This is a genomic window from Streptomyces roseifaciens (assembly GCF_001445655.1).
Classification (GTDB): Bacteria; Actinomycetota; Actinomycetes; order Streptomycetales; family Streptomycetaceae; genus Streptomyces; species Streptomyces aureoversilis.
Genome location: NZ_LNBE01000003.1, coordinates 1,160,487 through 1,173,739 on the forward strand (window position 1 = coordinate 1,160,487; position 13,253 = coordinate 1,173,739).

A 13,253-nucleotide genomic window follows, 5' to 3' on the forward strand; every position below is an offset into this window, starting at 1 on the left:
GGCGTGCCGGTCAGTGCCGCGGTCCGAGGACCACCGGCAGCGACCGGACGGCGAGGGGCAGCAGTTCGCTGCTGTGCTCGATCTCCTCGGGCGGCACGGCCGGCGCGATGCCGGGGAACGCCGCGAGCAGCCGCGCGACGCCCACGCTCAGCTCGGCCACGGCGAGATCGGCGGCGGGGCAGGCGTGCCGGCCGGCGCCGAAGGCGATGGCGCGGTCGGCGATCCGGGCGACGTCGAGGACGTCGGGGTCGGGGAAGGCCTCCGGGTCGCGGGAGGCGGCCGCCACCAGCGGCAGCACCGCCTCCCCGGCGGCGATGCGGCCGCCGGAGAGGACCACGTCCTCGGTGGCGACCCGCAGCAGCCCGTCGTGGGTGGAGGGGTAGAAGCGCAGCAGTTCCCACACGGCCACCGGGACGAGGGCCGGGTCGCCGGCCAGCCGGGCGGCGAGGCCGGGGGAGGAGAGCACGCCGAAGAGGTGGCGGGCCAGGAGGTCCCGGATGGTGACGAAGCCGGAGATGATCAGGCCGTGGAGGAGCAGCGTGCGGTCCTCGTCGGTCAGGCTCCCGGCGTCGTCCCGCAGGTCCGAGGCGAGGAGCGCGTCGGCGACGCTGTCGCCGGGCCTGGCCCGCCGGTCGGCGAGCAGATCGCCCAGGGCCTTCCCCAGCCGGTCGCGGGCGGCGGCCAGGTCCTCCTCCGCGGCCCCCCGGGGCAGCAGCAGGAGCTCCACGTCGGAGGTGACGGACCGCCAGCGGTCACCGGGCAGCCCGAGCAACTCACAGGTGACGCGGCCGGCGAAGGGCGCGGTGTACGCCGTGACCAGGTCCACAGTGCCGGCCCCGGCGGGCAGCCCGCCGACGACGTCCTCGGCTATCTCCTCGATGCGCGGCACGAAGCGCGCGGCCCGCTCCGCGCCGAACGCGGCGGCCACCGGCCCCCGCAGCCGGGCGTGCTCGGGCGGGTCGAGGTCCACGATGCCCGAGCCCTGCGAGCGGCCGAAGCCCCGCCCGGGCAGCAGGGCGGCCCGGTGCCGGCTGAAGCGGTCGTCGGCCAGCACGGTCCGTACGTCCTCGTGGCGCAGGGCCAGGCGGATCCGCGCCCCGTCGGCGAGCCGGACCTCGGGAACGGGATCCTCGGCCAGGAGCTTCCCGAACGCGGGCGGGACCGTGCCCAGGGGGCCGGGCGGGAAGGGGAAGAGGGGCGGCACGCGGGAGGTCATGCGGTCCGGCCCCCGTCGCCCCGCGCGACGGTGCGCTCCGGCCCGGGCCAGGCGAAGTCCCGTCCCAGGACGATGTTGTCGAGCTGGTGCTCCACGACGATGTTGCCGCAGCCGTAGTCGTCGGCGATCAGCTCCACGTCCTCGGCGGACACCAGGTGCGCCGGGTCCGACAGCAGCGCGGCGATGCCCCGGGCCGGTGCGAGGACTTCGAGGGCGAAGCCCCGGGCCACGTGCTGGCGGTGGGTGTGGGCGGCGGCGATGAGGAAGGTGTCGTCGGTGTCGCAGATCAGGTGCCACAGGGCCCGGGCCTGGAGGAAGCGGCGGGGGCGGTCGGTGAAGCGGCGGGCGGACACGAGAGCGGCGCCCTCCGCGCCCCGGCGCGTGCCGAGGGCGACCAGCCCGCGGTCCAGGTAGGGGACCTGCTCGGTGCGGTAGCTCATCAGGGGGGCGGGGTCGAAGGGCTGGGTGTCCTCCAGGCCGGCCCACGCGCGGACCAGGTGCGCCACCTCGTAGCCGAGGTGCCAGGGGTTGTCGAGGCGGCCCGGGGCGAAGAACCGGGCGCTGACGTCGGCGCAGGCCTCCCGCAGCTCCGTCAGGGCGGCTGTCTCCCCGGCGCCCTCGGGGGCCGTGCCCATCAGCGTGCGCGCCCGGGCCACCCACTGGAGCTGCTCGGCGATCCGCTCCGGCCGCACGCCGTTGAAGAAGTCCGAGGCCAGCGGCTCGGGCAGCTGCTCGGCGGCCTTGACGATGTCGGCCTCGTACGGTTCGGCCTCGCTGTACGGGTCGAGGCCCAGGCGCGCGGCGATGCGGCAGAACGCGGCCTCCTCCTCGTCGGCGGAGCGGACCGCCGCCCACTCCTCCTGGAGCGGGGTGCCCGTGATCCCCTGCCCGGCCAGGCGGTCCGCGACCGCGTCCACGAAAGCGGCCAGGGAGGCGGTGAACGCCGCGCTCTCCACACAGCTGTTGCCGCGGCTCGCGAAGTGCTCGCCCGGGCGGACGTCGGGCCCCATGTCGGGCATCCACACGATCCGGGTCTCGCGGCCCTCGGGCACGAAGAGCATGTCCGGCCAGCGGAAGCCGTCGCACGCGGCGCGCAGGATGTGGCGGCGCGAGCGGACCCACCACGCCGCGCGGTCGTCGCCGACGCCGTATTTGTAGGCGAAGCGGAGCTGGGATATCTGGGTACCGGGCCGGGCGTCGGCTACGAGCGACCACCAGTTGAAGGCGATCCATTCGGCCATGGGGTAGAGGGAGCCGGTGACGTGCTCGCGGAACCTCCCGGCGGCGGGCTCCCGGATCAGGGTGACGGTCTCGGCGCCCACCGCGATCCGCAGGTCCGCCCAGGTCGCCCGGAGCTCGTCCGGGTCGCCGGCGGGGGCCTCGCGCCAATTCCACTGCAATCGGAACTCAGGAAGCATGGTCCGCCAGCCCTTCCGGCCATTCACTCGGGTGGAGTTCGTATCCGGAGTATTCGCCGGGGCGCCGGCCGGTCAGCCGGAATTCCACGACGATGTCACCGGACCGGTGCCAGACATAGCGCGGGAAGCCGTCCAGCCACGGCCCGCCGAGGTGCCCGGTGAGAATGCCGGAACGGAGCGTGCCGAGCGGGGCGGAGGCGAGGGAGGCGGGTAAGGCGGGGAGCCCGGCCGGGTCCCGGCCGAAATCCCGGGGCGCGAATGCGGCCCTTGCGGAGAGTTCTTCGCGGGTGACACGTGCGGGGAGCGGAGACAGGGCTCGGCGTGGTTCCCGCCGCCGCCCGGGCGCTCGTAAGACCATGGTGCCCACCTTCCGGAGAACGGGGGATGTCCCGGAGAACGGAGTGCTGCGCGGAACGGGGGAGGCGGAGCCCGGTACGCGTCGCCGCACGCCGGGCCCCGCGGACGGGTTATGCGCCGGGCAGGGGCGCGAAGAGGTCGATCACGGTGCCGTCGGGGTCCTTGACGATGGCGTAGCGCTGGCCCCACACGGCGTCCCACGGCTTGAGGTGGCCCTCGTAGCCGGCGTCGACGAGCTCGGCGTACTTGGCGTCCACGGCCGCGGTGTCGGGGAACTCGAAGGCGATGGCGACGCGGTGGCCGCCGGTCGGGGCCTGCCACTGCGGGTCGTACGAGCGGATCGTGGCCGCCGTGTCCCAGGCGAGCCGGACGCCGCCGTCGAGCACCACCTCGACGTGCGGCGCCGCGTCGGCCTCGGCGGGAATCTCCACGCCCAGCAGGCGGTAGAACTCCAGCGACCTGGCCATGTCCTCGACGACCACCGCGAAGAGGGAAATCCTTGCTGACATGCGTTTCCTTCCTGCACCTTCTTGCGCTTTCTTGCACTTTAAAATGGTCCGCCGGGGGACGGCCGTCTTCCGTCCGGGCCGGCCGGGCCGCGAAGTCCGAATGTGCTGGACCCGTGCAGGTTAGTGACCCATCGGCGGCCTTGGCCAATCACTCTGTCGTCCCCGCGTGTCAACGCTGCCTATTGAGGGGCGATTTCAGGACAACGGCACGCCGTCCCAATCCGACGGGACGTCACGCCCCAGCAGTTCGCACACGGTTGCGGGTATGTCGACGGGGGCCGCGATACGGGTCCGCTCGGCGCCGCCGGAGAAATCCGGGCCCAGCGCCGCCCAGTAGGAGTCGCGGCGGTGCCAGCCGCTCTGCCAGTCGCGGTGCACGTGGGAGGCCCACGCGGGATCCCCCAAGGGGAGGTAGCGCCAGTCCGCCGGCTCCAGGACGAGGTCCGGGGCCAGATGGACGGACTCGCCCTCGTAGACCTCCTCCCGCCGGTGCACGGCCGCGAGGAAGGGCCTGCCCGTACGGGGGTTGAGCCGCTCCAGCAGCGCCGCCGCGACCTCGGAGCGCACCGCCTCGTAGTCCCGCTCGGCGACCAGGCCCTGCTTGTACCGTCCCCGCAGGTTGACGTTCACCCCGTGCGTGCCCTGCACCGCCTCGAAGGCCCGGCTGCGCGCCCACTCCGCGCGGCCGTCCGCGGCGTGGGAGAGGAAGCCGCAGGACTCCAGCTCGGCGTTGACGGAGTGGTAGTTGCGCAGCGGCCCGAAACCGATCTCCGAGAAGGCCAGGACGGTGGTGCGGTCGTCCGCCCGCTCCAGGACGTCCTGGATCACGCGGTCGCAGGTGCGGTACGCGGCCAGGACCGCGCTCGACTCCTCGTGCTCCGGCCCCCGTTCCAGCTCCTGCCAGTAGATGTGCGACGTCCGGTCGATGGAGGTGAGATTGACGAGCACGACGTCGTGCTCCTCCAGCAGCGAGAGCGCCGCGCGCCCGCGCTGGACGTCGGCCTCCAGCAGGGAGGGCAGCAGCTCGTCACGGTCCTGGCCGGTCCAGAAGACCGACACGTCGTGGACCGGCCGCACGCCCTGCGCCGCCAGCGTGCGCTGAAGGCTCCGCGGGTGGCAGGCATGGAGGGTGGCGTACATCGGATAGGTGATCAGCGAGCCGTCGAACGGCTCGGGCGGATGGGTGCCGAACAGGCCGATCGAGGCGAACCTGACGCCGGCGAACACCTCCTGCTGCCACAGCACCGGGTAACGGCGGTCCTTCGAGGTCAGCACCTGCGGGGAGTACTCGGGATCGTGACAGGTCCAGTACGAGTAGAAGCCGTGCCGCCCGGCCCGCCGCCCGGTCAGGACGCTCAGCAGGCCCGGCGGCTCGTACGGGGTGCCCTCCGCGCGCAGCGGACCGTGGACACCCTGCGCGCGCAGCCGGGCGAAGCCGGGCAGGAGACCCTTCGCGCACCATCGCCCGAGCAGCTCGGGCGCGGCTCCCTCGGTGATGACGACGACGACACGCTGGCGAAACGTCACGTGCGACTCCCTCGGTCTGCTGGGCAGTTGGCATACCGGTCATCGGAGAACGTGGGGGAGCGAGCGGGGGAGGGGACAAGGGAGGGGACAAGGGGTGGAGACGGAAGAAACGAAGGGTTACGCCGCGCGCAGCAGGCGCAGGCGATCGCGGGTCGCCTTCGGCAGAGCCGACACCACACGGTCGTATGAGTGTTCCACCATCTCCCGCACCTCCTCCACGGGAACGGTCCCGTTCAGGACAACCGTGTTCCAGTGGCGCTTGTTGACGTGATAGCCGGGCTCCACGGCCGCGTACTGCTCCCGCAGGTGCAGGGCCAGATCCGGCTCACACTTCAGCGTGACCTGCGCGGGGCGTTCCTCGGAGGGGTCCTGGAGGATCGCGAACACCTTGCCCTCCACCTTGAACACCGCGGCCCCGGGGCCGAACGCCTCGTCGTCGAACGCCTCCGGCAGCTCCAGCGCGAAATCCGACAGTTCCTGCGGGGTCATGGGCAGTCCTTCTTCCGGTGGCGGGCGGCTGTTCCGCCCGCACGGGGCGGGTGGGGCTGCCGCCAGCGTAAGTCCGCTCCCGGCCCGCGGTGCGCCCGGGCACGGCCGCTGATCCACGATGGCCGAAACCCGGCAGAGGGTTCCGGCCCGTACCGCACCGCCGGCGGAGGCATTCTTGACGCGCCGCTCCGGCCGTTGCGAGAGTTTCCCCGGTCCCGCACTCCTGTCCGGGGCCCGATCGTCCTCCCGGAGCTGCCCGGTCGCAGCCCCGGTGTCCGCGCGCCTGAAGCGTGTCACTCCCTCACCCGAGCGGGCCGCGCCCGGCCCCGGCCGCCCCACCGCCGGTCACCCGGATTCCCCGGGGCTCGCCGGCACACCCCGCGCCCCGGCCCCGCCGGCCCCACGGCCGCCCGGCCCCCGTTCGCCGCCCCCGGCCCCGCCGGGACCCATGCCGCCTGCCCCGAACGCCCTGTGGAGGAACCCCCGTATGACTGCGGAGCGGACGCACGACGACCAGGACCGCGCCGGCGCCGAGGCGACCGTCAACGACATCCTGCAAGGAGCCTGGAAGGCCCGCGCCATCCACGTGGCCGTAGAGCTCGGCCTGCCCGCCCTCCTGCAAGAGGGCCCCCGGACCGTCGCCGACCTGGCCGCCGCGGCCGGCGCGCACGAGCCCACGCTGCGCAGGCTGCTGCGCCTGCTCGCCGCCTCGGGCATCTTCGAGGAACTCGGCCACGACGACCTCTACGGGCACAACGCCCTCTCCGAGGTGCTGCTGCCCGACCCCACCAGCCCGGTCGCCACCGACGCCCGCTTCCAGGCCGCCCCCTGGCACTGGCGGGCCTGGGAACGGCTCGCGCACAGCGTCCGCACCGGTGAGGCCTCCTTCGACGTCGCCAACGGCGTCTCCTTCTGGCAGCTCACCCAGCAGGACCCGCAGGCCCGGGAGCTGTTCAACCACGCCATGGGGTCCGTGTCCCTCGCCGAGAGCCGGCAGGTCGCCGAGGCCTACGACTTCTCCGGCGCGGGCACCGTCGTGGACATCGGCGGCGGCCGCGGCAGCCTCATGGCCGCCCTCCTCGAAAGCGCCCCCGGCGCGCGCGGCGTCCTCCTCGAACGCCCCGAGGTCGCCGGCGAGGCCCGCGCCCTGCTGGAGAGCCGGGGCGTCGGCGAGCGCTGCGAGGTCCTCCCCGGCGACTTCTTCGAGACCATCCCCGCCGGCGCCGACCTCTACCTCATCAAGCACGTGCTGCACGACTGGGACGACGAGGACGTCCTGCGCATCCTCCGCCGCATCGCCGCCGCCATGGCGCCCGGCTCCCGGCTCCTGGTGATCGACAACCTGATCGACGAACGGCCCGCGGCCTCGACCCTCTTCGTCGACCTGCTCCTCCTCGTCCTCGTGGGCGGGGCCGAGCGGTCGGAGAGCGACTTCGCCACGCTGCTGGAGAAGGCCGGCCTGACCGTGGAGCGCTCGCTGCCCTGCGGCTCCGGCCCCCTGCGCATCGTGGAGATCCGCCGCGCCTGACCCGCACAGCGCGCTCGCCCGCATCCGACCACAGCTGTAAGGAGTGTCGACACTATGACGGTGCTGGGTCTGGGGGGCTCCGGACACGACTGGTCCTCCTGCGCCACCGACGGCCGGGAACTGGTCGCGGTCGACGAGGAGCGCCTGGTCGGCAGCAAGTACGGGCTCGGCGCGGACCTCCTGGCGGGCCTCAGCCGCCGCGCCTGCCTCGACGCCCTGGCCACCACGGCCGAGGACGTCGGCCACGTGGTCTGCTGCGAACTCGTGCCCCGCCCCTTCTACCACTCGTTCCGCAAGCGCGCGACGGTCATCAACCACCACCTCGCCCACGCCTACAGCGCGTTCGGCGCCTCCGGCACGACCCGGGCCGCCGTCCTGGTCTGCGACAACTCCGGCAGCCTGGTCACCGGACGGAAGGACGGGCCCGGCCCGCGCGAGGCCGAGACCATCAGCGGCTACACCGCCGACGAGTCCGGGATCCGCCTCGTGCACCGGGTCAGCGGGGCCCACCTCGTCGACGCGGCCTCCGAGAGCGCCTACTACCAGCCGGGCGAGACCGACAACTCCCTGGGCCACTTCTACCGCTCGGCCAGCCTCGCCCTCGGCCTGTCCTACACGGGACCGAAGACCCGCTACCCGGTCAGCGAGGACGGCAAGACCATGGGACTCGCCCCGTACGGCGACGACCGCTTCACCGACCAGGTCGCGGAGCTCGTCACCCTGCTCCCCGGCGGCGGCGTGAGCATCTCGGCCGGCAAGGTCAACCACGTCTTCGAACGCCTCGTGGCATCGGGGGAGTTCGAAGACCGCGCGGCACTGGCCTACGCCGCCCAGGAGGTCCTCGAACGCGCCCTCGTGCACTGCGCGAACGACCTGCACCGCCGCACCGGCCTGACCGACCTGTGCATCGCCGGCGGCGTCGGCCTCAACAGCGTTGCCAACGGCCGCATCCTGCGCGAAACCCCCTTCGAACGCGTCTTCGTCGTACCGGCCGCCGGGGACAACGGCATCAGTCTGGGCTGCGCCTACTACGGCCTCCACCAGCTGGAAGGGAGGCCCCTGACCGGCCTCCCGGCGCTCCGGACGGCCTACCTCGGACCCGAATATCCCACCGCCAGGGCCGACGCCGCCCTCGCCGTCTCGGGCTTCACCGTGGAGACCCCCGACGACCTGCCGGGCCGGGTGGCCGCCCTGCTCGCCGAAGGAAAGATCATCGGCTGGTTCGACGGCCGCTCCGAGTTCGGCCCCCGCGCCCTGGGACACCGCAGCATCCTCGCCGCCCCCTACCCCGCCTCGGTCCGCGACCACCTCAACGACCACGTCAAACACCGCGAATGGTTCCGCCCGTACGCCCCCGTCGTCCGCGAGGAGCGCGCCCGCGACTACTTCGACCTGGACCAGCCCTCGCCCTTCATGCTGATCGTCGCCCGCGTCACCCGGCCGGACGCCGTACCGGCGGCCGCACACGTCGACGGCACCGCCCGGCTCCAGACCCTGGACGCCGGGCAGAACCCCAAGGTGCACGCCCTGCTGGGCAGGTTCGAGGAGCTCACCGGCTGCGGCGTGCTGCTCAACACCTCCTTCAACGTCGCCGGCCGCCCCATCGTCGAGACCCCCGAGGACGCCGTCGAAGCCTTCGCCGGCATGCAACTCGACCACCTGGTGGTCGGCGACCGGCTGGCGACCAAGGCCTGACGGACCGTATGCCGGAGACAGGGAGGAGACCCCAGCGGTGGACGTCCCGGTGCTCGTCGTCGGAGGAGGGCCGACGGGCCTGGCGACGGCGCTCTTCCTCGCCCGCCACGGCGTACGCTGCCTGCTCGTCGAACGGCACACCACCACCTCCGCGGTACCGCGCGCCACCCACGTCAGCCGGCGCTCCATGGAACTGTTCCGCGAGGCCGGCCTGGAGGAGGAGATCCGCCGGGCCGGGTTCGAAGTGGTGCGGGAGGACGACCCTCGGGCCCGGGACCGGCCCGCCCGCTTCCTGCCCAGGGTTGTCCTCGGCGCCGCCTCCCTCGCCGGCCTGCCCCACGCCGACGTGCTGGAGACCGGCGAGGAGGAACTGGCCGTCCCCGGCCCCTGCGCCCCCTTCTGGTGCGGCCAGGACCGCATGGAACCCCTCCTCGCCGCGGCCGCCGCCCGCAACGGCGCCGACGTGCGCTTCGGACACGAGCTCACCGGCCTGCGCACGGGCCCCGACGGCGCGCAGGCCGTCATCCGTGCCGGCGCCACCGGGCGCGCCTACACCGTAGACGCCCGGTACGTCGTCGCCGCCGACGGCGCCCGGGGCGGCATCCCCGAACGCGTCGGCATCTCCCGCGAAGGGCACGGCACCCTCGCCCACCGCGTGAGCATCCTCTTCCGCGCCGCCCCCGGCGCCTGGGACCGGACACGCCGGTTCTTCATGTGCATGATCCGCAACCCGGGGTTCGACGGCGCCGTGATGGAACTCAACACCCCGGACCACTGGTGCGCCGCCGTGGACCACGACCCGGCGCTCGCCGAGCCGGACGGCACCTACGCGGAACGGACCTGCCGCGCACTCGTCCTGGCCGCGATCGGAGACGAACACGCCGACGCGGAGATACGCACCGTCTTCCACTGGCGGGCCCGGCACCGCATCGCGGCCCGCTACCGCGCCGGACCGGTCTTCCTCATCGGGGACGCGGCACACCTCCACCCCCCGTCGGGCGGCTACGGATCCAACGTCGGCTTCCAGGACGCGCACAACCTCGCCTGGAAACTCGCCGCCGTCATCGGAGGGTGGGCGGGCCCCGGACTCCTCGCCACCTACGACCAGGAGCGCAGGCCCGTGGGAACCGCGACGGCACAGCAGTCCATGCTCCTCGACGGCGTACCCCCGCAGACCCTCGGCGGCGCCACCCTCTGCGAGCCCCGGACGCTGATCATGGGATACCGCTACCGCTCCACCGCCGTCCTCGGCGCCCCGCCCGGCCCGGCGTTCCCCGGCACCTTCGCCCTGCGGGCGGACCCCGGCACCCGGCTGCCGCACCTGTGGCTGCGCACCGCCGCAGGCACCGAAGTCTCCACACTGGACCTCTGCCACGGCCGCCTCACCCTCCTCGCGGCCCACCCGGCCTGGGCACGGGCGGCCGACCGCCTCGCCGACGCGGCCGGCCTTCCCGTGCGCGGCCTGCACGTGGCCCCCGCCGGCGGCGACCTCGACGACCCCTCCGCGACCTTCACCGCGGTCTGCGGGACCGGGCCCGCGGGAGCCGTACTCGTCCGGCCGGACGGCATGGTGGCCTGGCGCACGACGGGCGACGTCCCGCCCGGCCCGGAGCGGGCCCACGCGCTCCTCGCCTCCGTCGCGGAACGAATGCTGTCCCTGCCGGTACGGGACCGGGCACACATCGCGTACACCACGACTCGGCGAACCGGGAGCGACGGATGACCACCTCTCATTCCTTCTCGCACTCCTTCCACCCCTTCTGCACGTGCTGGCCGGGCGCCACCGTGTGGCTGACGGGCCTGCCGAGCGCGGGCAAGACGACCATCGCCCGGGCGCTGGCCGTACGGCTGCGCGACGCGGGGCGGCGGGTGGAGGTGCTCGACGGCGACGAGAACCGCGCGGTGCTCAACGCGGACCTGGGCTTCTCGCGCGAGGACCGGTACACCAACGTCCAGCGGGTCGGCCTGCTCGCCGAGGTGCTGGCCCGCAACGGCATCGTCGCCGTGGTGCCGGTCATCGCCCCCTACGCCGACAGCAGGGAGGCCGTGCGCAAACGCCACGAGGCCTCCGGCACCGCCTACCTGGAGGTGCACGTCGCCACCCCGCTGGAGGTGTGCGCGGCCCGCGACGTGAAGGGCCTGTACGCCCGGCAGGCGGCGGGCACGCTGACCGGCCTCACCGGCGTGGACGATCCGTACGAGGCCCCCGTCGCCCCGGACCTGCGGATCGAGGCGCAGGTGCAGACCGTCGAGGAGTCCGCGCACGCCGTGCTCCGGCTCCTGCACGCGAAGGAACTCGCATGAATGCGCATGTCTCTGCCGACCCATATGTCTTGTCGCATCTGGAGGTGCTGGAGTCGGAGGCGGTGCACGTCTTCCGTGAGGTGGCGGGGGAGTTCGAGCGGCCGGTGCTGCTGTTCTCCGGCGGCAAGGACTCCATCGTGATGCTGCATCTGGCGCTGAAGGCGTTCGCGCCCGCGATGCCTCCGTTCGGTCTGCTGCATGTGGATACCGGCCATAACTTTCCTGAGGTGATGGCGTACCGGGACCGGGTGGTGGCCGGGCTGGGCTTGCGCCTGCACGTCGCCTCCGTTCAGGAGGCGATCGATGCGGGGCGGGTGCGGGAGCGGCCGGACGGGACGCGTAATCCTTTGCAGACCGTGCCGTTGCTGGAGGCGATCGGGGCGCATCGGTTTGATGCGGTCTTCGGTGGTGGGCGGCGGGATGAGGAGAAGGCGCGGGCCAAGGAGCGGGTGTTCTCGCTGCGGGACGAGTTCGGCGGCTGGGATCCGCGCCGGCAGCGCCCGGAGTTGTGGCAGCTGTACAACGGACGTCACGCCCCGGGCGAGCATGTACGGGTCTTTCCGTTGTCGAATTTCACTGAGCTGGATGTGTGGCAGTACATCGCGCGGGAGAAGATCGAGCTGCCCTCGATCTACTTCGCGCACGAGCGGGAGGTTTTCGCCCGGGACGGGATGTGGCTGGCTCCCGGCGGCTGGGGCGGCCCGCGCGAGGGGGAGAGCGTGGTGCGGCGGCAGGTGCGTTACCGCACGGTCGGTGACATGTCCTGCACCGGCGCCGTCGACTCCACCGCGGCCACCGTCGCCGAGGTCATTGCCGAGATCACCGCCTCCCGTCTGACCGAGCGCGGCGCGAGCAGGGCCGACGACAGGCTCTCCGAAGCTGCCATGGAAGACCGTAAGCGCGAGGGGTACTTCTGACCGTGACCACGTCTGTGACCGATACGGCGACGTCGCTGCTGCGGTTCGCCACCGCCGGCTCCGTCGATGACGGCAAATCCACCCTCGTCGGCCGCCTCCTGCACGACTCCAAATCCGTCCTGACCGACCAGCTCGAAGCCGTAGCCCACGCCTCCCGCGACCGCGGCACCGGCGCCCCCGACCTGGCCCTGCTGACCGACGGACTGCGCGCCGAGCGCGAGCAGGGCATCACCATCGACGTCGCCTACCGCTACTTCGCCACGCCCCGGCGCCGTTTCATCCTCGCCGACACCCCCGGCCACGTGCAGTACACCCGCAACATGGTCACCGGCGCTTCCACCGCCCGAACCGCCGTCGTCCTCGTCGACGCCCGCAACGGCGTGGTGGAGCAGACCCGCCGGCATCTCGCCGTAGCAGCGCTCCTGCGTGTCCCGTACGTCCTGCTGGCGGTCAACAAGATGGACCTCGTGGGTTACACGGAGGCCGTCTTCGCCGCCATGGCCGCCGAGTTCACCGCCTACGCGCGCGAGCTCGGTGTCTGCCAGGTGACGGCCGTCCCCGTCTCCGCGCTCGCCGGCGACAACGTCGTCACCCCCTCCGCGCACATGGACTGGTACGGCGGCCCCACCGTCCTGGAGTACCTGGAGACGGTGCCGGTCGTCACCGACCCGGCCGCCGAACCCGCACGCTTCCCCGTCCAGTACACGATCAGGCCGCAGACCACCACCCACCCCGACTACCGCGGCTACGCCGGCCGGATCGCTTCCGGCGTCCTGCGCGTCGGCGAGCCCGTCACCGTCCTGCCCTCGGGGCGCACTAGCACGATCGCCGCCATCGACGCACTCGGCCACAGCGCCGACATCGCCTGGGCGCCCCAGTCCATCATCCTCCACCTCGCTGATGACCTCGACGTCTCCCGCGGCGACCTCATCACCCCCACCACCGACACGCCCCACCTCACCCAAGACGTCGAGGCCACCGTCTGCCACCTCGCCGACCGGCCGCTCCTCCCCGGCGCCCGCGTCCTGCTCAAACACACCACCCGCACCGTCCGCGCCTTCGTCAAGGACATCTCCTCCCGCCTCACCCTCGAAGACCTCTCCCAGCACCCCAAGCCCGGCCGCCTCAACGCCAACGACATCGGCCGCGTCACGCTGCGCACCGCCGAGCCGCTCGCCCTCGACCCCTACGCCACCTCCCGCCACACCGGCTCCTTCCTCCTCATCGACCCCACCGACGGCACCACCCTGGCGGGCGGAGTGGCGGAGTGATGGACACTCGTCGAACCTCGTA

Annotated in this window: 11 protein-coding genes; 6 read left to right on the plus strand and 5 right to left on the minus strand. The window is 73.0% G+C overall.

Annotated features, from left to right (window positions below; all coding sequences use genetic code 11):
- Window positions 1–10: 10 nt before the first annotated feature.
- The 5 genes from AS857_RS39880 to AS857_RS10920 all read right to left on the minus strand — a co-directional run bounded on the left by AS857_RS39880 (window position 11) and on the right by AS857_RS10920 (window position 5,516).
- Window positions 11–1,216 carry a cytochrome P450 gene (locus AS857_RS39880; protein ID WP_058042912.1) on the minus strand — a complete coding sequence of 402 codons (1,206 nt, stop codon included), beginning with the start codon at window positions 1,214–1,216 and terminating at the stop codon, window positions 11–13.
- Window positions 1,213–2,634: a hypothetical protein gene (locus tag AS857_RS39885; RefSeq protein ID WP_160330206.1), complete on the minus strand. Its 1,422-nt coding sequence runs from the start codon at window positions 2,632–2,634 to the stop codon at window positions 1,213–1,215. The genes AS857_RS39880 and AS857_RS39885 overlap by 4 nt, the downstream gene beginning before the upstream one ends.
- Window positions 2,635–3,101: 467 nt before the next feature.
- On the minus strand, window positions 3,102–3,500 hold the full coding sequence (locus AS857_RS10910) for a VOC family protein (protein ID WP_058042914.1): 399 nt from the start codon (window positions 3,498–3,500) through the stop codon (window positions 3,102–3,104).
- Between the two features lie 195 nt (window positions 3,501–3,695).
- A complete protein-coding gene (locus AS857_RS10915; protein WP_058042915.1) occupies window positions 3,696–5,027 on the minus strand; it encodes an alkaline phosphatase family protein in 1,332 nt (443 codons plus the stop codon).
- 117 nt (window positions 5,028–5,144) lie between these two features.
- Window positions 5,145–5,516: an MmcQ/YjbR family DNA-binding protein gene (locus AS857_RS10920; RefSeq protein ID WP_058042916.1), complete on the minus strand. Its 372-nt coding sequence runs from the start codon at window positions 5,514–5,516 to the stop codon at window positions 5,145–5,147.
- A gap of 487 nt (window positions 5,517–6,003) precedes the next feature.
- Here AS857_RS10920 and AS857_RS10925 point away from each other — a divergent pair, with 487 nt between their 5' ends.
- The 6 genes from AS857_RS10925 to AS857_RS10950 are packed head-to-tail and all read left to right on the plus strand — an operon-like array spanning window position 6,004 to window position 13,231.
- Entirely contained in the window at window positions 6,004–7,044 is a 1,041-nt protein-coding gene (locus AS857_RS10925; RefSeq protein WP_058042917.1) for a methyltransferase, read from the plus strand.
- A 54-nt stretch (window positions 7,045–7,098) separates the two neighbouring features.
- The gene (locus tag AS857_RS10930) at window positions 7,099–8,739 is read left to right on the plus strand and encodes a carbamoyltransferase family protein (RefSeq protein ID WP_063278419.1); all 1,641 of its coding nucleotides are present in this window, start codon (window positions 7,099–7,101) and stop codon (window positions 8,737–8,739) included.
- Window positions 8,740–8,776: 37 nt separating this feature from the next.
- A complete protein-coding gene (locus AS857_RS10935; RefSeq protein WP_058042918.1) occupies window positions 8,777–10,462 on the plus strand; it encodes an FAD-dependent oxidoreductase in 1,686 nt (561 codons plus the stop codon).
- Entirely contained in the window at window positions 10,459–11,043 is a 585-nt protein-coding gene (cysC, locus tag AS857_RS10940; RefSeq protein ID WP_058042919.1) for an adenylyl-sulfate kinase, read from the plus strand. Before AS857_RS10935 ends, cysC begins: the two co-directional genes overlap by 4 nt.
- The gene (cysD, locus tag AS857_RS10945) at window positions 11,040–11,960 is read left to right on the plus strand and encodes a sulfate adenylyltransferase subunit CysD (RefSeq protein ID WP_058042920.1); all 921 of its coding nucleotides are present in this window, start codon (window positions 11,040–11,042) and stop codon (window positions 11,958–11,960) included. Before cysC ends, cysD begins: the two co-directional genes overlap by 4 nt.
- The gene (locus AS857_RS10950) at window positions 11,957–13,231 is read left to right on the plus strand and encodes a sulfate adenylyltransferase subunit 1 (protein WP_058042921.1); all 1,275 of its coding nucleotides are present in this window, start codon (window positions 11,957–11,959) and stop codon (window positions 13,229–13,231) included. Before cysD ends, AS857_RS10950 begins: the two co-directional genes overlap by 4 nt.
- The last annotated feature ends 22 nt before the right edge of the window (window positions 13,232–13,253 follow it).

Bases quoted from the DNA above. Each gene is read 5' to 3' on its own strand.
- AS857_RS10920 (WP_058042916.1), bottom strand. From the start codon at position 5,516: ATGACCCCGCAGGAACTGTCGGATTTCGCGCTGGAGCTGCCGGAGGCG.
- AS857_RS10925 (WP_058042917.1), top strand. From the start codon at position 6,004: ATGACTGCGGAGCGGACGCACGACGACCAGGACCGCGCCGGCGCCGAG.
- AS857_RS10910 (WP_058042914.1), bottom strand. From the start codon at position 3,500: ATGTCAGCAAGGATTTCCCTCTTCGCGGTGGTCGTCGAGGACATGGCC.
- AS857_RS39885 (WP_160330206.1), bottom strand. From the start codon at position 2,634: ATGCTTCCTGAGTTCCGATTGCAGTGGAATTGGCGCGAGGCCCCCGCC.
- cysC (WP_058042919.1), top strand. From the start codon at position 10,459: ATGACCACCTCTCATTCCTTCTCGCACTCCTTCCACCCCTTCTGCACG.
- AS857_RS10930 (WP_063278419.1), top strand. From the start codon at position 7,099: ATGACGGTGCTGGGTCTGGGGGGCTCCGGACACGACTGGTCCTCCTGC.
- AS857_RS39880 (WP_058042912.1), bottom strand. From the start codon at position 1,216: ATGACCTCCCGCGTGCCGCCCCTCTTCCCCTTCCCGCCCGGCCCCCTG.
- cysD (WP_058042920.1), top strand. From the start codon at position 11,040: ATGAATGCGCATGTCTCTGCCGACCCATATGTCTTGTCGCATCTGGAG.